At 69.5% G+C, this 18,844-nt stretch carries 19 protein-coding genes and 1 pseudogene; 3 read left to right on the top strand and 17 right to left on the bottom strand.

The genetic code is table 11. The annotated features are described in order from the left end of the window. On the bottom strand, window positions 1-2,186 hold a 2,186-nt coding region (locus tag ABZ796_RS26310; protein WP_357341014.1), incomplete at its 3' end, for an acetate--CoA ligase family protein. Between the two features lie 79 nt (window positions 2,187-2,265). Next, window positions 2,266-3,438 carry an acyl-CoA dehydrogenase family protein gene (locus ABZ796_RS26305; RefSeq protein WP_357341013.1) on the bottom strand — a complete coding sequence of 391 codons (1,173 nt, stop codon included), beginning with the start codon at window positions 3,436-3,438 and terminating at the stop codon, window positions 2,266-2,268. 142 nt (window positions 3,439-3,580) lie between these two features. Here ABZ796_RS26305 and ABZ796_RS26300 point away from each other — a divergent pair, with 142 nt between their 5' ends. Further along, the gene (locus tag ABZ796_RS26300) at window positions 3,581-4,225 is read left to right on the top strand and encodes a helix-turn-helix domain-containing protein (RefSeq protein WP_357341011.1); all 645 of its coding nucleotides are present in this window, start codon (window positions 3,581-3,583) and stop codon (window positions 4,223-4,225) included. Window positions 4,226-4,246: 21 nt separating this feature from the next. Here ABZ796_RS26300 and ABZ796_RS26295 read toward each other — a convergent pair whose 3' ends face one another. From ABZ796_RS26295 to ABZ796_RS26250, 10 genes are read right to left on the bottom strand one after another with little or no spacing between them, the layout of a single operon-like run. Further along, window positions 4,247-5,107, bottom strand: a complete 861-nt coding sequence (locus tag ABZ796_RS26295; RefSeq protein ID WP_357341010.1) for a MaoC/PaaZ C-terminal domain-containing protein — start codon at window positions 5,105-5,107, stop codon at window positions 4,247-4,249. Then, window positions 5,104-6,018 carry an SDR family oxidoreductase gene (locus tag ABZ796_RS26290; protein WP_357341008.1) on the bottom strand — a complete coding sequence of 305 codons (915 nt, stop codon included), beginning with the start codon at window positions 6,016-6,018 and terminating at the stop codon, window positions 5,104-5,106. Before ABZ796_RS26290 ends, ABZ796_RS26295 begins: the two co-directional genes overlap by 4 nt. Before the next feature lie 26 nt (window positions 6,019-6,044). Continuing rightward, on the bottom strand, window positions 6,045-7,187 hold the full coding sequence (locus ABZ796_RS26285) for a thiolase (protein ID WP_357341007.1): 1,143 nt from the start codon (window positions 7,185-7,187) through the stop codon (window positions 6,045-6,047). Continuing rightward, window positions 7,187-7,615: a Zn-ribbon domain-containing OB-fold protein gene (locus ABZ796_RS26280; protein ID WP_357341005.1), complete on the bottom strand. Its 429-nt coding sequence runs from the start codon at window positions 7,613-7,615 to the stop codon at window positions 7,187-7,189. The genes ABZ796_RS26285 and ABZ796_RS26280 overlap by 1 nt, the downstream gene beginning before the upstream one ends. Then, window positions 7,612-8,493, bottom strand: a complete 882-nt coding sequence (locus ABZ796_RS26275; protein ID WP_357341004.1) for an MBL fold metallo-hydrolase — start codon at window positions 8,491-8,493, stop codon at window positions 7,612-7,614. The genes ABZ796_RS26280 and ABZ796_RS26275 overlap by 4 nt, the downstream gene beginning before the upstream one ends. Then, entirely contained in the window at window positions 8,490-10,136 is a 1,647-nt protein-coding gene (locus ABZ796_RS26270; RefSeq protein ID WP_357341002.1) for an ABC transporter substrate-binding protein, read from the bottom strand. The genes ABZ796_RS26275 and ABZ796_RS26270 overlap by 4 nt, the downstream gene beginning before the upstream one ends. Window positions 10,137-10,161: 25 nt before the next feature. Then, entirely contained in the window at window positions 10,162-11,049 is an 888-nt protein-coding gene (locus tag ABZ796_RS26265; protein WP_357341001.1) for an ABC transporter permease, read from the bottom strand. Further along, window positions 11,046-12,008 carry an ABC transporter permease gene (locus ABZ796_RS26260; RefSeq protein ID WP_357340999.1) on the bottom strand — a complete coding sequence of 321 codons (963 nt, stop codon included), beginning with the start codon at window positions 12,006-12,008 and terminating at the stop codon, window positions 11,046-11,048. The genes ABZ796_RS26265 and ABZ796_RS26260 overlap by 4 nt, the downstream gene beginning before the upstream one ends. 4 nt (window positions 12,009-12,012) lie before the next feature. Beyond that, window positions 12,013-13,014: an ABC transporter ATP-binding protein gene (locus tag ABZ796_RS26255; protein ID WP_357340998.1), complete on the bottom strand. Its 1,002-nt coding sequence runs from the start codon at window positions 13,012-13,014 to the stop codon at window positions 12,013-12,015. Then, on the bottom strand, window positions 13,011-13,976 hold the full coding sequence (locus tag ABZ796_RS26250; protein WP_357340996.1) for an ABC transporter ATP-binding protein: 966 nt from the start codon (window positions 13,974-13,976) through the stop codon (window positions 13,011-13,013). Before ABZ796_RS26250 ends, ABZ796_RS26255 begins: the two co-directional genes overlap by 4 nt. A 283-nt stretch (window positions 13,977-14,259) precedes the next feature. Between ABZ796_RS26250 and ABZ796_RS26245 the strand changes: the two genes are divergently transcribed. Continuing rightward, complete coding sequence (locus ABZ796_RS26245; protein ID WP_357340995.1) at window positions 14,260-15,759, top strand: MFS transporter; 1,500 nt, start codon at window positions 14,260-14,262, stop codon at window positions 15,757-15,759. A 37-nt stretch (window positions 15,760-15,796) separates the two neighbouring features. On the opposite strand, the gene ABZ796_RS26240 is transcribed toward ABZ796_RS26245, so the two are convergent. Together ABZ796_RS26240 and ABZ796_RS26235 are read right to left on the bottom strand one after the other, a co-directional pair. Beyond that, window positions 15,797-16,027: a hypothetical protein gene (locus ABZ796_RS26240; RefSeq protein WP_357340993.1), complete on the bottom strand. Its 231-nt coding sequence runs from the start codon at window positions 16,025-16,027 to the stop codon at window positions 15,797-15,799. Continuing rightward, complete coding sequence (locus ABZ796_RS26235) at window positions 16,027-16,500, bottom strand: alcohol dehydrogenase catalytic domain-containing protein (protein ID WP_357340992.1); 474 nt, start codon at window positions 16,498-16,500, stop codon at window positions 16,027-16,029. Before ABZ796_RS26235 ends, ABZ796_RS26240 begins: the two co-directional genes overlap by 1 nt. Before the next feature lie 295 nt (window positions 16,501-16,795). Here ABZ796_RS26235 and ABZ796_RS26230 point away from each other — a divergent pair, with 295 nt between their 5' ends. Then, on the top strand, window positions 16,796-17,104 hold the full coding sequence (locus ABZ796_RS26230) for a TetR family transcriptional regulator C-terminal domain-containing protein (protein WP_357341015.1): 309 nt from the start codon (window positions 16,796-16,798) through the stop codon (window positions 17,102-17,104). Between the two features lie 3 nt (window positions 17,105-17,107). Here the strand turns inward: ABZ796_RS26230 and ABZ796_RS26225 are convergent, their stop codons facing one another. From ABZ796_RS26225 to ABZ796_RS26215, 3 genes and pseudogenes are all read right to left on the bottom strand, one after another. Next, window positions 17,108-17,995: a bile acid:sodium symporter family protein gene (locus ABZ796_RS26225; protein WP_357340990.1), complete on the bottom strand. Its 888-nt coding sequence runs from the start codon at window positions 17,993-17,995 to the stop codon at window positions 17,108-17,110. 185 nt (window positions 17,996-18,180) lie between these two features. Continuing rightward, the gene (locus ABZ796_RS26220) at window positions 18,181-18,495 is read right to left on the bottom strand and encodes a DUF1048 domain-containing protein (RefSeq protein WP_357340989.1); all 315 of its coding nucleotides are present in this window, start codon (window positions 18,493-18,495) and stop codon (window positions 18,181-18,183) included. A 129-nt stretch (window positions 18,496-18,624) separates the two neighbouring features. Further along, window positions 18,625-18,844 (bottom strand): annotated as a pseudogene (locus ABZ796_RS26215) (HNH endonuclease); the annotation flags it as partial.

Genomic DNA, 18,844 nt, shown 5'->3' with positions numbered 1-18,844 from the left:
CTGTGCCATCGGTTGGTGGCGGCTCGGATGCGGTGGTAGGTCCAGCCGTGGTGGGTCTTCATCCGGTGGTGTTGTCGACACAGCGCGTCGAGCGCCTCGATCCGGTCCCCGGAGACCAGCAGCGGGTTGACCTCGAGCGACTCGAGATCGTCGCCGAGAGCCACGGCGATCGCGCCGATCCTGGCGACCACGCCGGCGAGCGCATCCAGGTCGACGGGAGCTTGGCCGCGGGCGCCCCGGAGGACGGCGGCGCTGCGCAGCGACTGGACCGCCTGCCGGGCCTCGGCCTCCGAGACGGGCAGCAGACGGAGCTGGGAGTCGCCGAGGATCTCGACCCAGATGCCACCCATCGCCACCGCCAGGGTGAGCCCCCACGACGGGTCGCGGACGACACCGACGAGCAGCTCCGTACCTCCCGAGCGCATCGGCTGGACGACGGTCGTGCTGCCGTCGTGGCCCGCCTTCGCGAGGGAGTCGGCGATCCGCGTCGCCGCGGTGCGGACCGACTCGGCGTCGGGGAGGCCGAGCTCCACGCCGCCGAGGTCGCTCTTGTGCTCCAGGTCGTCGGCGGCCGCCTTCAGCACCACGGGGAAGCCGACCTCCTCGGCGTGGCGCACGGCCTCGTCGGGGGAGGTGGCCACCCGGGACGGCACCATCGGGATGCCGTGGGCCTCCAGGAACGCGGACGCGTGACGCTCCGCCCAGGTGCCGGTGCGTGGTGGCAGCCCGTCCGCCACCGTCACCTCCACCTCGACCGGCGTATCCCCGCCGGCCTGATGGCGCCGGTAGGTCTGCGACCAGCGGACCGCGTGGCCCAGCGCCGTCATCCCGTGCTCGATGCCACCGGCGATCTGCGGGTAGCTCGCCGCCTCCCGAAGCGCCCGTCCGGTCTCGCTCACGTCGATCAGGACGTTGCCCACGATCACGACCGGCTTGGGTGAGGAACGGATCACCCCGCCCGTGTGCCGATAGGTCTCCACCGCGAGGTCGAAGTCGGGCGTCGTCCGAGGCATGTCCTGCAGGAGCATGATGACGTCGACACCGGGATCGGCGGCGACGACGCCGAGCGCCTTCGACATCAGCTGCCGGTCGAGCAGCACGTAGCCGGTGACGTCGAGGGGGTTGTTGGGCGTGGCGAAGGGCGGCAGCACCTCCCGCAGGGCCGCCGTGGTCGCCTCGGCGAACTCCGGCAGGTCCAGTCCTTCGTCCTCGGCGCGGTCGGAGATGATCTCGGAGGCGCCGCCCGAGGGGGTGACGACGCCGATCCGGTTTCCCGGGAGCGGACCGGTCTCGGCGAGCATCCCGGCGGTGACCATCAGGTCCTCCAGCGAGCCCACGCGGATCACGCCGAGCTGCCGGAAGGCGGCGTCGACGGTCTTGTCGTCACCGACCAACGCGCCCGTGTGGGCCTGTGCGGTTCGGGACGCCTTGACGCTGCGCCCGATCTTGAGGGCCACGATCGGCTTGCCCGCCGCCAGCGCCCGCCGTGCGATCTCGGCGAACTCCTCGGGGTGTCGGATGCTCTCCAGGAAGAGGGCGATCACCTTGGTGTCGGGCGCCTCGACCAGCGCGTTCATCACATCGGTCACCGACATCGCGGTCTCGTTGCCCATCGAGACCAGGAGCGAGATCCCGATGTTGCGCGCCTGCGCGAAGGCCAGCACGTTGCTGGCCAGCGCACCGCTCTGCAGCACGACCCCGACGGAACCACCCAGGAGCGGTGGGGGGATCGGCAGGCCGTACGGCGTGATCGAGTCGGCCGCGTTGATGAACCCGTTCCCGTTCGGCCCGAGGACGGTCAGGTCGTGCCTGCGGGCGATGTCGGCGACCTCCTGCTCGCGGAGCGCGCCCTCCCCGCCGACCTCGCCGTAGCCGGCGGTGAGGATGACGTAGTTCCGGATGCCGCGGGCCGCGCCCTCCTCCAGGACCAGCGGTACGACCTCGATCGGCGTCATGACGTAGGCGAGGTCGACCGGTCCCGGGATGGCGGAGAGGCTGCGGTGCGTCTCGACACCGTGGACGACGGGCGTCTTGGGGTTCACCAGGTGCACGTCACCGGAGAAGCCGTGCTGGAGAAGGTTGTTGTAGGTGCTCAGCGACCAGCCCGACTTGTCGGTCGCCCCCACCAGGGCGACGGACTTCGGGCGGAAGAACTCCTGCAGCCTGTCGGCGTCGAGGGTGCTCATGGCGCCACGTCCGTAGCGCAGGCGCCATGATACGGACGTGGCGCCCTGAAGTATCTGATGCTCGCTCGCTTGCGCTCGCTCATGCCAACGACGCTCCCACCTTGACGTTGCCCTTGAGCAGGTTTCGGGCGATCGTACGGCGCTGGATCTCGTCGGTGCCCTCGAAGATGCGGAGCAGGCGCAGCTCGCGGTACCACCGCTCGAGCGGGAGCTCCTTGGTGTAGCCCATCCCGCCGTGGATCTGGAGGACACGGTCGACGACGCGGTTGGCCATGGTGGTGCCGTACAGCTTCGCGATGGACGAGGTGTGCCGGGCGTCCATCTTGTTCTCGACCTGCCACGCGGCGTGCAGGGTCAGCCAGCGAGCGGCCTCGAGCTCGACGGCGCTGTCGGCGATGTGGCCCTGGATGAACTGGTAGTTGGCGATCGCCTGGCCCATCGAGTGACGGTTGTTGGCGTGCTCGATGGCCATCTCGAGCATCCGCTCGGCGGCACCGATGGCCCCGGCCGGGATCATGAAGCGACCGTTGCCGATCCACTGCATCGCCAGCTCGAAGCCCTTGCCCTCCTCGCCGAGGATGTGGTCGTTCGGGACGCGTACGTCCTGGAAGCTCAGCGCTGCCGGGCCCCACTCGCCCATGGTCGGGATGGGCGTGGACTCCCAGCCCATCGCCCGGTCGACCAGGAAGCAGGTGACGCCGCCGTCTGCGCCCTTCTCCGGGTCGGTGACGGCGAAGACCATCACGAAGTCGGCCTCGTTGCCGTTGGTGATGAAGACCTTCTCGCCGTTGATCACCCAGTCGTCGCCGTCACGGACCGCCCGGGTCCGGATGCTGCGGGCGTCGGAGCCGGCGCCGGGCTCGGTGATCGCGAAGCAGCTGCGGCGCTCACCCTCGATCGTCGGGATCAGGTATTCCTGCTTCTGCTCCTCGGTGCCGGCGTAGAGGATGTTGTCCGCGCTGCCACCGAAGCGGAACGGCACGAAGGTGCGACCGGCCTCGCCCGCGATGATCGCCGACATCACGGCTCCCGCGGCCATGCCGCCGTACTGCTCCGGGGTGTTGATGCCCCAGTAGCCGTACTTCCGGGCCTTGGCCTGCAGGTCCTTGAGCTGTCCCGGCTCGAGCGCAGGACGGCCGTTGCGCTCGTTGAGGAGGACCTGATCCTCCAATGGCATCACCTCCTTGGTGACGAACTGGCGCACGGCCTCCTTGACTGCTCGGTGTTCTTCTCCCAGCGCGAAGTCGATCATTGCCCGCTCCTTCGGTTAGAGTGAGTTTCTAGAATCATTTTCTAGAATGGAACTATGAGAAGAGTCACGCAGTAGCGGTTCGTCGTCAAGAGGAAATCCGCATATTGTGAGAAGATCCCGGCACCACGACGAGGAGTGAACGATGGCCCTGGAGGTCGAATCGCAGCGCCCGGGAGGGCGTCGCTGGGCGAAGACCGAGGAGACGCGCCGTCAGCTCCTGGACGCCTCGCGCGAGGTCTTCGCGGAGAAGGGCTACGCGGTGGCCAGCGTCTCCGACGTCGTCGCCCGTGCCGGCTCCAGCGTCGGCAGCGTCTACCACCACTTCGGTGGCAAGGAACAGCTCTACCTCGCCCTGTGGGAGGAGTACGTCGACCGGCTGGCCGCCGCGGCGGCCACCAGTGTCGCGAAGGCGCGCAAGAGCGGAATCGAGGCGCCGCTCGACCAGTTCGAGGCGGGTGCGCTGGCCTACCTCGACGCGGTCTGGGAGGACCGGGAGCTGTTGCCGGTCTTCTACGCCGGCGACGGTCCGCCGGGGTTCGAGATGATGCGCCGCCGCCGCAACATCGAGTGGATCCGCCGCAACCTGCAGGTGCTCGGCCTCGGCGTCAGCGACGAGAACCAGCTGCTCGGCGCGATCCTGACCGCGCTCATCGGTGAGGCGGCCCGGATGACGGCCGCGTGCGAGACCAAGCGCCAGGCGCGACGGGTGTCTCGGCACGCGATCGCGCTGGCCCAGCGGCTCTTCGTCGGGGAGGTCGCCGAGCCCGCGGCTCAGGTGGCCGAGTAGATCCCGAGGAGCGGTCGACGGTCATCGCCATGTGGCCAGCCCGCGGTCGATGACCACGGTGCCGTCCTCCTTCCGGGTCTGGAAGGCGGTCGTCGCCGCATCGACGCGCCACATCGCGACCTGCAGGGTCTCGCCGGGCAGGACCGGCGCGGAGAACCGGCCGGCCATCGAGGCCATCGTGTCCCCGTCGCCTCCGGCGATCGTGCCGATCAGCGCCCGGCCGGTGACTCCGTAGGTGCACAGCCCGTGCAGGATCGGGCGCTCGAAGCCGCCCTTCGCGGCGAAGCGCGGGTCCGAGTGCAGCGGGTTGCGGTCACCGCTGAGCCGGTAGAGCAGCGCCTGCCCTGGCCAGGTCGGCATCGTCACCAGCTCGTCGGGATCGCGATCGGGGATCGGCGAGGCGGCCCTGGGTCCCGGGTCGCCCCCGAATCCGCCCTCGCCCCGGATGAACACGGAGCTGCGCGTGGTCACGACGGGTTCGCCCGTCGCCGGGTCGACCGCCTCGGCCTCGCTCGCGACCAGGGCTCCCGAGCCCTTGTCGTACATGCCGGTCACCTGCGACGTCAGCGAGACGGTCCCGTCCGCGGTCAGGGGCCGGTGCAGGACGACCTCCTGCTCGGCATGGACCAGCATGGCCGGGCTGAAGTCGCCCATCCTCCTGCCGCCGCGCCGGGCGCCCCAGGTGACCATCACCCCGAAGGTCGGCAGCACCTTCTGCTCCGGGCAGGCGTCGTCGCCGTGCTCGCTGGTGTAGCTCAGGTCGGTCAGCGGATCGTCGTGCCCGGCACCGACCCCGAGGGCGTACAGCATCGTGTCGGCGCCGGTCCAGGACCGCTCCTCGGGCTCGGAGCGTACGCCGATGACGGACTGGTCGAGGCTCACCGCTCGGGCGTCTTTCCGCTGGTGAGCGAGTTGGCACGTGCCTCCGCGATCATGGCGGGAAGCACCACGTCGAGCTCGTCGACGGTCCACGGGCCGTCCTTCTCCTCGGTCGGGCCGGCGACCCAGCCCTCGGCGACGCTCACGTGCCCGCCGCGTACGTTGAAGACCCGGCCGGTCACCTCGCGTGCGGACGGCGAGGCCAGCCAGGCCACCACGGGGGAGACGTTCTCCGGCGCGCCAGGGTTCCACTCGCCCTCGGCCACCTGAGGCCGGTTCGGGTTGAGGTTCTCGGTCATCCGGGTCAGCGCTGCCGGTGCGATCGCGTTGACCGTGATGCCGTAGCGGCGCAGCTCCTGGGCGGCGATGACGGTCATCGCCGCGATGCCGGCCTTGGCGGCGCCGTAGTTGATCTGCCCCGGGTTGCCGTAGATCCCCGAGGAGGAGGTGGTGTTGATGATCCGGGCGTCGACGTCCTCGCCGCTCTTGGAGAGCTCACGCCAGTGCTGGGCGGCCACGCTCATCGGCGCGAAGGTGCCGCGCAGGTGGACCTTGACGACCGCGTCCCACTCGTCGATGGACATGTTGACCAGCATCCGGTCGCGCAGGATGCCGGCGTTGTTGACCAGTACGTCGACCCTGCCCCACTCGTTGAGCGCGTCCTGGAGCAGCTTCTGGGCGCCCTCGGGATCGCTGATGTCGCTGCCGTTGGCGATCGCCTCGCCGCCGAGTGCGCGTACCTCCTCGACGACCTGCTGCGCGGGGTCCTCGGCCTTGCCGGTGCCGTCGAGGCCGGCGCCGAGGTCGTTGACCACGACCGCGGCTCCGCGGCGGGCGAACTCGAGCGCGTGCGCGCGGCCGAGGCCGCGGCCGGCGCCGGTGATGATCACGACCTGTCGGTCGGTGCTTGCCATGGGTCTGCTCCTTCGGGTGGTGGGGATCAGCGCTGGTTGGCGAGGATCAGGGTCGCCGCGCTCATGAACATGCCGCCGTTGCCGAGCACCAGGCTGGTGCCGACCCCGTCGACCTGCGCGGCGGCCTCGCCACGCAGCTGGCGTACGGACTCCTGGATCGCGAACATCCCGTACATGCCGGTGTGGGTGTAGGACAGGCCACCGCCGTTGGTGTTCAGCGGCAGGCGTCCGCCGGGGGAGGTGTGCCCCTCGGCGACGAACGCACCCGACTCCCCGCGGCCGACGAATCCCATGTCCTCCAGGCCGTAGAGCGGGACGTGCGCGAAGGCGTCATAGATCATCAGGTGGTCGATGTCGGCGGGGGAGGTGCCCGACTCCTTGAACGCCGCCTGGCTGGACAGCGTGAACTGCTTGCAGCGGGTCATGTCCTCCATCTGCGAGATCAACGGGGTGGTGGCCGCCTCGCCGGTGCCGAGGATGTGGACCAGCGGCTTGTCGCTCCCGTGCGCCTCGGCGAACTCGCGGGAGGCCACGACCAGCGCGCCACCCCCGTCGGTCACCAGGCAGCACATCAGCAGCGTGAACGGGTCGGCGATCATCTTGGCGCCGAGGACGTCATCGACGCTGACCTCCTCCTGGAACATGGCCCGAGGGTTGCGGGAGGACCAGCGCCGCTGAGCGACCGCGACCTCGGCGAGCTGCTCGAGGGTGGTGTCGGTCTCGTGCAGGAACCGGCGGGCAGGAACGGTGAAGCTCGTCGGTGGACCGGTGATCCCGTACGGCATCTCGAACTGCGCCAGCACCGAGTCGTTGGCGCGCGGGTGCGCCGGCGCGCCCACCCGGGACCGGCCGGACTCGCCGTGGGTCACCAGCACGACGTCGGCGTAGCCCGCCTTGATCGCGGCCGTCGCGTGACGTACGTGGAAGAGGAACGAGGAGCCGCCGACGCCGGTGCCGTCGACGTAGGTCGGGGTGAACCCCAGGCTGTGCGCGACCTGGATCGGGCCGGGGACCGAGACCGAGGCGATGCCGTCGACCTGGTCCTTGGTCAGGTTCGCGTCCGCGAGGGCCCGGCGGGCCCCCTCGACGTGCAGTTCGAGGGTCGAGGTGGTGGGCAGCCTGCCGATGTCGGTCTCGGCGGCACCCATGATGACGACGTCGCGGCTCATCAGGCGTGTCCCTTCACCGGGACGAAGACGGGCACCGCGACGTCCGTGCGCTGCTCGAAGCGCACCTCCACCGGCATGTCCAGCTCGAGGGCCTCGGGATCGGTGTCGACCAGGTTGGTCATCATCCGCGGGCCCTCCTCGAGCTCGACCACGGCGATCACGGTCGGCACCGGGAAGCCCGGCGCGGGACGGTGGGAGACGACGTAGGTGTGCAGCCGGCCTCTGCCCGAACAGGTCACCCACTCGAGGTCCGTGGAGCCGCACTGCGGACAGGACGTGCGCGGGTAGAAGAAGAGCTGGTCGCAGGGGCGGCACCTCGGCAGGTCGAGCCTGCCGGCGGCGGTGGCGTCCCAGTAGGGCTGGGTCTCCGGGGTCGGCCGCGGCGCGAACCGCGCCTGCGGCGACACCTCCGGGGTAGTCGTACTCATAAGGTGCTGCCTCTCTCCCGCTTCCCGAGGGCGCGAGCGTCGAGATAATGGAGGATGGCCTCGACCGAGGCCCGGGCGGCCGGACGACGCTGGTCGTCGACCTTGGCGTAGACGTGGTCGGTCACCAGCTCGCGGGGCACGCCGTCGGCGAGCAGGCCGGCGACCTGGTCGATCCGGCGCTGCCGGTCGCCGATCCGTGCCTGCAGGTACGTCGTGGGCTCGCGGACCGCCGGCCCGTGCCCGGGCAGGAGGATCCAGTCGTCGTCGACCAGGCCCGCTATCCGGGCCATCGAGCCGAGCATGTCCGCGATGGTGCCGTCGGGGTGCGAGATGTAGGGGTTGAACCGGGCCAGCACGGTGTCCCCGGTGAGCATCACGCGGCGGTCGCCGAGCGCGAAGCTCACCCCGTCGGAGGTGTGCCCGGGAGTGGTGAGCGTGCGGATCTCGGTGCTCCGGCCCAGGTCGAGCCGGGTCCCGTCGGGGATGATCCCCTGCTGGACGCGTGGCCTGATGGCGGCCCGCCAGCGTTCGGCCACCGCGTGGGCAGCCTGGGAGTGGTCACCGTGATGATGGCTGAGAAGGACCGTCTCGACGCGGGCGCCGGCCCCGCGGACCACCTCGTCGATCCGGTCCAGGTGCCCGGGGTCGGTCGGGCCGGGGTCGATGACCACGGCCCGACGCTCCCCGACGACGATCCAGGTGTTGGTGCCCTCGTACGTCCAGTGGTTGGCGTTCGGCGCGAGCAGCAGGTGGACGCCGTCGGTGACCTCGACCGGCTCCCCAGGTCGGGGCGGGGTGCCGCCGACGTCCCACATCGCCTCGATGCGGCACGAGTCGTCCCGGCGACACTCGTTCTGGACGGGAGGGCCGCTGCTCACTCCTGCTCCATCCAGACGTCCTGGAGCTCGCGGGAGGAGTAGTCCGGGTGCGGGTGGTAGTCGTGGACCTTGCCCGAGTAGAGCGTCTGGGTGTCGTAGGCGTAGAGCGGCAGCGGCGTGGAGACGTTCTCCATGATGTAGCGCTCGATGTCCTGCAGCGCCTTCTCCCGCTGCGCCTCGTCGGTGATGACGCGCTGGGCGGCGACCATCTTGTCGAGCTCGGGGTCGTCGACCTTCGACCAGTTGCGGGTGCCGGTGCTGGTGTACTCCGAGGTGAGGTACTCGTCTGCCGTGAGCATCGGGGTCTGCAGGCCGTACATGATGTCGTACTTGGTCTCCGGCCAGGTCGAGCTGACGTAGGTGGCGTAGTCCTGCTGGTCGATGGTCAGCTTGATCCCGATCTTGGCGAGGTCCTCCTGGACCCACTGGGCCTCGCGCAGGATGGTCTCGCCGTACCCGTCGGTGGCGACGAGCTCGGCCGAGAACCCGTCGGGGTAGCCGGCGTCGGCCAGGAGCTTCTTGGCCTTCTCGGGGTCGTACTCCAGCAGCCCGTCGACCTCGTCCTGAGGCAGTGCCCCGAAGAGGGTCGGCGAGATGGGACCGGTGAGCGTCCCGCCCGAGCGCAGGGCCTTGATCATCCCCTCCTTGTCGATCGCGTGCGCGACGGCCCGGCGGACCTCCAGCTTGCTGAACGGCCCCTTCTGGGCGTTCATGAAGACCCGGGTCTGGGTGATGCCCTTCTCCGTACGCAGCTGCAGCCCGTCGATCTGGCTGAGGAGCTGGTCGACCTGGCGCTTCTCGGTGGAGAGCGAGGAGATCATGTCGAGCTTGCCGCTGCGCAGCGCGGCGATCTGTGCCTGGGCGTCGGGGAGCACGGTGGTCTGGATCCCGTCGAGGTGGGGGAGCCCCTCGATGAAGTAGTCGGGGTTCTTCTCCATCACGCGCTCCTGGTCGCGCTTCCAGCTCTTCAGCATGAACGGGCCGGTGCCGATCGCCTCCTCGGCCAGGTTGAACTCGCCCTGGGTGCCCTCGCAGGGGAGGATCGCCATGAACGGGTTGGCCATCGTCTGGTCGAAGGCGGTGTTCGCCGCTCCGAGCGTGAAGACCACGGTGTACGGGTCGGGGGTCTCGACCTTCGTGACGCCGGCGACCAGACCGAGCTGGTGGCCGGGCAGGGTCTTGATCCGGTCGACCGTGCACTTGACGTCGGCCGAGGTGAACTCACGGCCGTTGACCGGCGGCTTGTCGTGGAACTTCACGCCCTGACGCAGGTTGAACGTCCAGGTCTTCAGGTCCTCCGACTTCGACCACTTCTCGGCCAGGTCACCCTCGAGCTCACTCGAGCCGTACGTGATGTCCTTGCCGGTCTTCGGTGCGGCCAGCCGGCTGTAGACCGTGCCGACGGCGACGTGGGTCATGTAGGACGCCTCCTTCTGGATGTCCAGCGAAGGCGCGTCGGCGGTGGCCGCGGTGTGCAGGATGCCGCCGTCCTGGGGCGGTCCGGCGTCCTCGACGATCTTGCCTTTCCCGGCGGCGGATCCGCCCGTGCCGCAGGCGGCGGTCAGGGCGAGGCAGGTAGCGGCCAGGACCGCACCGGCGGTCCGGGCCTGTGATCTCGTGAGGCGAAGCATGGGATGGGACATCACGGACTCCTTGGGTGGGATGGGGCTAGCGGCGCTGTTTGGGGTCGAGGAAGTCGCGCATGGCGTCGCCGAGCAGGTTGAACGCCAGGACGGACACGGAGAGGATCAGGCCGGGAACGACGGTCATCCACGGGGCGATCTCGAGCTGGCTGCGGCCCTCGCTCAGCATCCGGCCCCAGGAGGGTGTGGGCGGCGGGGTGCCGATGCCCAGGAAGCTGAGCGCGGACTCGGCGATGAGGATGACCGCGAAGAGCAGCGAGCCCATGACGAAGAGCGGGGCCATCAGGTTGGGCAGCCCGTAGCGGATCAGGATCCGTGGCGTGCCGCAGCCGACCGAGCGGGCCGCCTCGACGTACGGCTCCTCGCGGATGCGGAGCATCTCGCCGCGGGCGACGCGGTTGATCGAGGGGATCACCAGCAGGCTGAGGGCGATCACCGTGTTGCGTACGCTCGGGCCGAGCAGGGCAGCCACGAACAGCAGCAGGACGATCGAGGGGATCGCCATCAGCGCGTCCATGACCCGCTGAAGCGCGGAGTCGATCCAGGTGCCACCGAAGTAGCCGGACACGACGCCGATGACCAGGCCGATCGCACCGCCGAGAGCGAGCGTGGAGACCGCGATCAGGAGGGAGGTCCGGGCGCCGTACAGCGACCGGCTCAAGACGTCCCGGCCGAGCTCGTCGGTGCCGGCGAGGTGGCCGCCGACCCCCGGGGCGGTCAGAAGGTTGACCCGGTCCTGGGCGAGCGGGTCGTACGGGGCGATCCACGGCGCCAGGACGGCGACCACGACGAAGAGCGTGATCAGGAACAGGGCGATGGCGCCGAGGGGCTGCTCCCTGGTGAACCGGACCAGACCGCTGCGGTTTCGTGGTCGGCGGGCCGCGCGTGCGGTCCCGGAGATGGCGATGCTCATGCGGAGGCTCCTTCGTAACGGATCCGCGGGTCGATGACCGCGTAGAGCAGGTCGACCACGACGTTGACGAGGATGAAGATGGCGCCGTAGACGATGACGCAGCCGAGGATGACCGGGTAGTCGCGCTGCCCGACCGCCTCGAAGATCAAGGACCCCATCCCCGGGATGGCGAAGATCCGTTCGAGGATGACGGTGCCGCCGAGGATGTGACCGACCTGCAGGCCGAGCACCGTGAAGACCGGGATCAGCGAGCTGCGGCCGGCGTGCTTGAGCACGACCACACGCTCGGAGGCACCGCGGGAGCGGATCGTGCGGATGAAGTTGGAGCCGAGCACCTCCAGCAGCGAGGACCGCAGCATCCGGGCGATGCTCGCCATCGTCGCGGCGCCCAGGGCGATCGCCGGGAGCAGCATGTGGATCAGGTTCTGTCCGAGGTCCTCGGTGGGGGAGGCGTACACCAGGGGTGGGGACCAGCCGAACCAGAGAGCCAGGAAGGTGATCAGGAGCAGCGCCAGCCAGAAGTTCGGCAGCGACATGCCGATGACGGCCAGGAAGCGCATGACGTTGTCGACGACGCTGTGATGACGGATCGCCGAGAGCATGCCGAACGGCACGCCGAGCAGGATGCCGAAGAGGATGGCCAGCAGACCGAGCTCGAGGGTGGCGGGAAGACGCTCGAGGATCTTGGTGGTGACGGGGCGCTCGTCGTCGAACGAGTCGCCCAGATCTCCTTGGACCAGGCCGCCCACGAAGTGACCGAACTGGGTCAGGATCGGCTTGTCCAGGCCGAGCTCGGCGGTGCGCTGGTCGATCTGGGCCTGGGTGACGCCGGGGGCGTCGGCCAGCTGGAGCCGGACGGCGTCGCCGGGGATCAGTCGGATGATGAGGAAGACCAGAGTGGCGACCAGGGCGAGCACGAGCAGGCCGTAGGTCAGGCGTCGTCCGGCGTAGAGAAGCATGCGATCACCTCGCGGAAGTGGGGTCGAAGAGGTGGCAGGCGACGCTGCGCGCGTCGCTCGGGCTGCCGATGGTGAGCAGCTCCGGCTCGTCGCGGTCGCAGCCGTCGATGCTCTGGCTGCAGCGTGGGTGGAACCGGCAGCCCGACGGGGGCCGTCGCGGGCTGGGGATCTCACCGGCGAGCGGCGTACGCAGCTGGCGGTGTGCGTCGGGGGAGGGGATCGACGCCATCAGGGCCTGTGAGTAGGGATGTCTCGGCCGCTCGCTGATGTCGTCGGCGTGGGCCACCTCGGCGAGCTTGCCGAGGTACATCACGCAGACGCGGTCGGAGATGTAGCGCACCACGTTGAGGTCGTGGGCGATGAAGAGGTAGGAGAGCCCGAGCTCGCGCTGGACCTCCTTGAGCAGGTTGAGCACCTGCGCCTGGACGGAGACGTCGAGTGCGCTGACCGCCTCGTCACAGACGATGAGGTCGGGGTCGGTGGCGAGTGCCCGGGCGATCCCGATGCGCTGTGCCTGGCCGCCGGAGAACTGGTGGGGGTAGCGCTCCAGCGCGAACGAGGGGAGGCCGACCAGGTCGAGCAGCTCCTTGGCGCGCTTGATCCGGCCGGCCCTGTCGCCCATGCCATGGACCACCATCGGCTCGGTCAGCACCTGCGCGATGGTCATCCGGGGGTTGAACGAGCTGAACGGGTCCTGGAAGACGAGCTGCATCCGCTTGCGGAGCTGCGTCAGGCTGCTCTTCGACAGCGTGGCGATGTCGTGACCGTCGAAGGTGACCGAGCCGCCGGTCGGCTCGATCAGCCGCAGGATCAGCCGCCCGAGCGTCGACTTGCCGGAGCCCGACTCTCCGACCAGACCGAGGGTCTCGCCGCGCCTGATGGTCAGGGAGACGCCGTCCACGGCGCGTACGGGTGGCCGGCGGGGAGCGAGGAGGCCCTGGCCGTCGCCGAAGTGCTTGACGAGGCCGCGGGCTTCGACGAGGGGAGCGGCGCCGGGAACGATCATCGGGCCACCTCCGCCATCGGTGCGAGGGCGCCGCGCTCCTCGTCCGGACGCCAGCACCGCACCTGTCGTCCGGCGATGTCGCGCAGCGGCTGCGACGCCGCGCACTCGGGGCCGGCCTCGGAGCAGCGGGTGGCGAAGCGGCAGCCGCTGGGCATCTCGTCGAGAGCAGGCACGGCACCCGGGATCGCCGGCATCTCCTCGTCGCGCGGGGTGTCGCGTCGCGGGATCGCGTCGAGCAGCGCCTGGGTATAGGGGTGCTGTGGTCGGTCGAGGATCTCGTCGGCGGTGCCGGTCTCGACGACCTGCCCGGCGTAGAAGACGACCACCCGGTCGGCCATCTCGGCGACCACCCCCATGTCGTGGGTGATCAGCATCAGCCCGACCCCGGTCCGATCCTGGAGGTCGCGGATCAGTGCCAGGACCTGGGCCTCGACGGTGACGTCGAGGGCGGTGGTCGGCTCGTCGGCGATGAGCAGGCGCGGGTCGCAGGCGAGCGCCCCGGCGATCATCACCCGCTGCCGCTGGCCGCCCGAGAGCTGGTGGGGGTACGCCTTGAACTTGGTCTCGGGCTCGGGGATGCCGACGAGGTCCAGGAGCTCGACGGCGCGCTCGCGTGCCTTCCGCTTCGAGACGTCGTGGTGGATCCGGTAGGCCTCGACGAGCTGGTGCCCGATCGTGAACAGGGGATCGAGCGAGGTCATCGGGTCCTGGAAGATCACCGAGATGTCCTTGCCCCGCACGCTGCGCATGTCGTGGTTATCGGCACCGGTGATGTCCCTGCCGTCCCAGGTGATCCGGCCGCCGCTGACCCGGCCGTTGCCCAGCAGACCGAGCACGGCGAGCGCCGTGACGCTCTTGCCGGAGCCGGACTCACCGACGACGGCGACCGTCTCGCCGGCGTCGATCCAGAGGTCGACGGCGTTGAGGGCCTCGACCGTGCCGCCGCCGGTCCGAAACTCCACGTGGAGGTCCTCGATGCGCAGAAGCGGCTGATTCGCGGACCCAGTTGGTGCTCTCATAGCGGACCCTCCCGTTCGTGTCCGCGACCGGTGTCGGTCGCCGATGTTGGTGGCTCAATCTAGAATCACGCTCTAGGATGAGATTCATCATTGGGTCGCCAAACGAGTGTGTCAAGGGTCACAATCCGGATATCGGACTTTCTTTCTCGCGACACTCCGTTCGGCGCAGCGTCGTGCCGTGGCGTACGACGCAGGTGGCGCCGTCTCGGACGGCGCAGGAGGTGGAATGAGCGGGTCCGAACCCACCGAAGTCACGGGCGCTGCGCGTTCCACGCTGATCGTGGTCTGCCTGGTCAGCGCGGTGATGGCGCTCAACGCGAGCTCTCTCAACGTCGCGCTGCCGACGCTGAGTAGGGAGTTCGAGGTGAGCTCGACCGAGGGGAGCTGGCTCCTGCTCTCCTACATGGTCGCCAACACCGCCTGTCTGCTCCTCTTCGGCCGCCTCAGCGACGTCTGGGGACAGCGGAGCCTCTACCTGGCCGGCCTGGTCCTGTTCTCGCTGGCGAGCCTGCTGGCCGGCTTCGCTCCCAACGTCGAGGTCCTCATCGGGCTTCGCGTGGTCGCCGCCATCGGCGGCGCGGTGCTCATCGGCAACGGCGCCACCCTCATCCACCAGGCCTTCCCCCGCGCGTCCCTGGGCGGCGCGATGGGCCTGTACGCCGCCTCGTTCCCCACCGCCAACCTGGTCGGACCGACGCTCGGCGGGCTGATCGTGGACCACGTCGGCTGGCAGTGGGTGTTCTGGTTCAACGTGCCGGTCTGCCTGATCGCGCTGGTCGCGGGGCAGGTGCTGCTGCCGCGCCCCGTCGTGGAGAAGCGTGCCGGCGGCCTCGACCTCCCCGGCAACCTGGTGATCATGGTCGGCGTGGTCATGCTGACCCTCGGGATCACGTCGCTGACCGATCTCGGGTGGCTGCATCCCCTGGTGATCGGATGCGTCCTGGGATCGGTCTTCCTCGTCCCGGTCCTGCTGTTCGTCGAGCGGCGCGCGAAGGCGCCGGTGCTCGATGTGGCCGTCATGCGCCGTGTCGGGAAGCTCTTTCTCGCGGGCTTCTTCACCGGCGCCGGCAGGTTCCCGCTGATCGTGCTGGCCAGCCTCTACTTCCAGAGCGTCGTCGGCGTCGCTCCGGGGACGGCGGGGATGATGCTGCTGCCGATGCCAGTCGGGATGATCAGCGCCTCACTGACTCTCGGCCGGCTCTCGCGCCGCTGGACGCCGCACCAGATCATGTCCGGAGGATCGGTGGTCGGTACGTGCGGCGTCGCCCTGGTGGCGCTCGCGATCCATCTCGAGCTGACCTGGATGGTGATGGGGACGCTCGCGATCGTCGGCCTGGCGACAGGTCTGTTCATCGGCACCAATGCCACGGTTCTCCTGGAGCGCGCGCCCGAGGACGCTCTGGGCGTCGTCAACGCGACGCGGCTGATGCTGCAGAACACCGGCAACGTACTCAGTCTCGCCGTCGCGCTCACGCTCCTCACTGCGATCCTGCCGTCCGGACTCGGTGAGGCGGTGCTCGCCGCAAGCGTCCCGGCCGACGGCGTCGGCGCGGTCAACGCGGCCTTCACGCTGGTCTGCCTCTTCCTGCTCGCGCTCGGCGCGGTCGGAGCCTGGTACTCGTTCCCGCGCCGAGGCGATGCCGAGGACACGACGATGCCGCGCCGTCCCGAGGTCGCGGTCGCCGGCTGCCGACGGGTCGGGCTGCCGAAGGACGTGCTCGACTGACCGCTGCCCGCCCGAGCGGGCCATCGATGACCGGCCGTCAGGCGAGGTCGAGCGGGTCGCGGTGGAGAACGACCTTGGTGGTGTGTGCCGGGTAGGCCTCGATCGCGTGGTCCCAGTCGGCGAGCAGGCTGGTGACGCGCTCGGCCTCGAAACCGGTGCGGGCGATGAAGTCGAGCATCTCCGGCAACGCGCGCAGCGCGTCGCGCAGGCCCTGTCCGGTCGAGGAGGCGTCGACGGCGACGTCGTAGCGCTGAGCGATCCGCGGCATCAAGGACCTGTGGCGTGACCTGTCGATCCTGTGGACGGTCGCTGCGCGAGGGTCGGGGCGACGCCGCGCCAGGCGTCGGTGAGGTTGTCGCCGGCCGAGGCGACCCGTAGCGGGTCGACGCCGTCGGGGACCTTGACGAGCATGTGGTCGGCGAAGGGGATCCGAAGAGCGTCGGAGACGACGCCACCCCAGGCTCCGGACATCGGCCCGAACCCGAAGCACGACAGCGTCCCGCCCGGACTCGTGGGAACGAAGGTCGAGCACTTCGCGGTCAGGCCGAGTTTGCACTCGTAGCAGGTGCCGCACGACACGGCCCACGGGACGACCACGATGTCGCCGACCCGCATGTCGGTCACGGCCTCGTCGACCGCGGTGACCTGGGCGATGGCCTCGTGCCCGATGCCGAACGGGCCGGCGAACGGCTCCTTGCCGATGATGTCGGCGTCCACCGTGTCGATGGCTCCCGACCTCATCGCGGCCTGCATCGCCCGGTGCTTGAGCCCGTGGAGGTGCAGCGGGAGTGCGTCCCAGGCAGCGCATGGTCACCAGTACGGCGCTCCTGCTGCGCGAGCAAGGCGTCGCCGGTATGTCGGTGGCCAAGGTCCTGGCGCACAGCAAGGGCCCGCGGGGCTCGGTGGGATTCCACTTCCCCGGAGGACGCCGTGAGCTGATCACCGATGCGCTCACCTGGGCGGGGGAGAGCGTCACCGGCAGTCTGCGTGAGGCGGCAGATACCGGCGTCGACCCCTCAGCGGTCTTCGTCGCCATCTGCCGGCACTACCGGTCGCAGCTCGTCGACACGACTTCACCGCCGGATGCCCCGTCGGCGCGGCGATGCAGGAGGCTCACCACGACGCAGATCTGGGGCCGGTCGTGGGAGGCATCGTCTCCGACTGGCAGGCCGCCCTCGCTGATCTGATCGGTGGGTCGGGGCGTACCAGGCGCGAGTCCGACGACCTCGCGATGCTGGCCATCGGCTCCCTCGAGGGCGCGATCATGATGGCTCGCGTCACCAGGTCGACGGCGCCGATCGACGTGGTCGTCGAGCGGATCGCCCCGCTGCTCGCGGGGGAGTAGGTGCTAGGTGGTGACGTCGTGGCGAGCGGAGGGCCGCGCGACTCGCGAGCGGGTGATGAGGAAGCCGAAGGCGGTGGCGAGGACGTACATCACGATGCTGTAGACCGCGGCCGGGATGGCCACGGTCGTGTTGTCGAGCACGCTGAGGGCGATGGTGAGAGCCACGGTGGTGTTGTGGATCCCGACCTCCATCGAGGTCGCGATCGCCTGCTCCTGGCTGAGCCTGAACACCCGAGCGCCGAGGTAGCCGAGGCAGAGGCTCGCACAGCAGAACAGCGTCACGACCACGCCGATCTCGCGGAGGTAGTCCGCGATGTTCTCCCGCTCCCCGAGGATCGCGCCGACCGAGACCAGGACGAGGACGACGATCGAGAAGATCCGCACGGGACGATCCGCTCGGGCGGCGAACGTCGCCGACCGGCTCCGCACCAGCATCCCGATGCCGACCGGAACCAGCACGATCGCGATCACCTGGATGACCTTGCCGAACTGCAGTCCCAGGGTGTCGCCCGCGTCGAAGTAGCCGATCGCCGCGTTGGTGATCAACGGGATCGAGACCGCCGCGAGCACCGAGTTGACCGCCGTCACCGTCACGTTGAGCGCGACGTCGCCGCGGAACAGGTGGCTGAACAGGTTCGCCGTGGTCCCGCCCGGTGAGGCGGCCAGCAGCATCACCCCGACGGCCATCAGCGGATCGACGTCTGCGATCACGACGAGCGCGAACGCGATCAGCGGCAGGACCACGATCTGCAGCGTGAGCGCCACGAAGACGGCTCGCGGAGTGCGTACGACCCGGCGGAAGTCTCCCGGGGTCAGGCTCAGGCCCAGGCCGAACATGATGATGGCCAAGGCGATGGGGAGGCCGACCGAGAGCAGGGCCGAGTCGTTCACTGTGTTCCTCCGTTGTGCGGGAGCGGCCGCCACGGTCGACCGATGAGATGTGCGTCACAGTGGACCATGTCGAAGGGTCGGGCCACAGCCGTATCAGGACAAATTGCCCCACCGACGACGAGTCCCCTGCCGCAAAACGAGCCGTTCGCTTGCGGCAGGGGCCGCGTTGGTGAGCATCGCCGGCCTCAGGCGAGCTTCTGGGTGACCTCGTTGAGGTTGGTGCGGAGCTTGGGGCGGTAGGCGTCGTGCTGCTCGGGGAGTCGGGTGTCGCAGAAGGCGGCCAGGTCGGGTCCGGTGACCTCGAGGACGGCGCGTGCGTTGGCGGCTTTGGTCTCGAACAGGTCGAGGATGTCCTTGCCGTCACCGGTGGTGAAGCGCCACAGGTAGTTCTTCATCTCGGCGTAGACGGTGCGGTATTCGGCCGGGAGTTGGGTGGCACGGGCTTCCATGCGCTTCCAGTCCTTCTTGTCCCCGATGAGGCGGGCGAGGAGGTTGTTCATGGTGGTGCTCCTTGGTTCGGTGTGTACGTTCCGGGCCCCGGGTTTGGGGCTGTGGAAGAAGCGTGCAGGCCTGACGTAGCGTCAAGGTCAAGCACCGATCCGAAGAAAACTTTCCGCCGGTCGCGGTCCTCAGGCCGCGAGGGTGTGGTCCAGCAGTACGTTGCGCAGCCGGATCTCGGCTGGCGACAGGGGCGGCGGGTCCGGTTTCCAAGCCTCGGGTGGTGGGCTGGTGTAGGTGTGCCCGGTGGGTGTGATGGTGATGATGCTGCCGTCGGGTCCGGGTCTGGCCCGCCAGCCGAGGGCTTCTTTCGCCTGGTTGCATCTCTCGCAGAGCCCTTGGAGGTTCGCG

It is taken from the genome of Nocardioides sp. NPDC047086, assembly GCF_040643685.1.
Lineage (GTDB): Bacteria > Actinomycetota > Actinomycetes > Propionibacteriales > Nocardioidaceae > Nocardioides.
The sequence above is the reverse complement of the archived record's forward strand: the minus strand, read 5'-3'. Positions and strand labels throughout refer to the sequence as shown.

Coding starts and splice junctions, on each gene's coding strand:
- ABZ796_RS26300 (WP_357341011.1), top strand. CDS start 3,581: ATGGCCCTGGAGGTCGAATCGCAGCGCCCGGGAGGGCGTCGCTGGGCG.
- ABZ796_RS26220 (WP_357340989.1), bottom strand. CDS start 18,495: ATGAACAACCTCCTCGCCCGCCTCATCGGGGACAAGAAGGACTGGAAG.
- ABZ796_RS26235 (WP_357340992.1), bottom strand. CDS start 16,500: ATGAGGTCGGGAGCCATCGACACGGTGGACGCCGACATCATCGGCAAG.
- ABZ796_RS26240 (WP_357340993.1), bottom strand. CDS start 16,027: ATGCCGCGGATCGCTCAGCGCTACGACGTCGCCGTCGACGCCTCCTCG.
- ABZ796_RS26255 (WP_357340998.1), bottom strand. CDS start 13,014: ATGATCGTTCCCGGCGCCGCTCCCCTCGTCGAAGCCCGCGGCCTCGTC.
- ABZ796_RS26285 (WP_357341007.1), bottom strand. CDS start 7,187: ATGAGCCGCGACGTCGTCATCATGGGTGCCGCCGAGACCGACATCGGC.
- ABZ796_RS26305 (WP_357341013.1), bottom strand. CDS start 3,438: ATGATCGACTTCGCGCTGGGAGAAGAACACCGAGCAGTCAAGGAGGCC.
- ABZ796_RS26280 (WP_357341005.1), bottom strand. CDS start 7,615: ATGAGTACGACTACCCCGGAGGTGTCGCCGCAGGCGCGGTTCGCGCCG.
- ABZ796_RS26245 (WP_357340995.1), top strand. CDS start 14,260: ATGAGCGGGTCCGAACCCACCGAAGTCACGGGCGCTGCGCGTTCCACG.
- ABZ796_RS26260 (WP_357340999.1), bottom strand. CDS start 12,008: ATGCTTCTCTACGCCGGACGACGCCTGACCTACGGCCTGCTCGTGCTC.
- ABZ796_RS26290 (WP_357341008.1), bottom strand. CDS start 6,018: ATGGCAAGCACCGACCGACAGGTCGTGATCATCACCGGCGCCGGCCGC.
- ABZ796_RS26265 (WP_357341001.1), bottom strand. CDS start 11,049: ATGAGCATCGCCATCTCCGGGACCGCACGCGCGGCCCGCCGACCACGA.
- ABZ796_RS26270 (WP_357341002.1), bottom strand. CDS start 10,136: ATGTCCCATCCCATGCTTCGCCTCACGAGATCACAGGCCCGGACCGCC.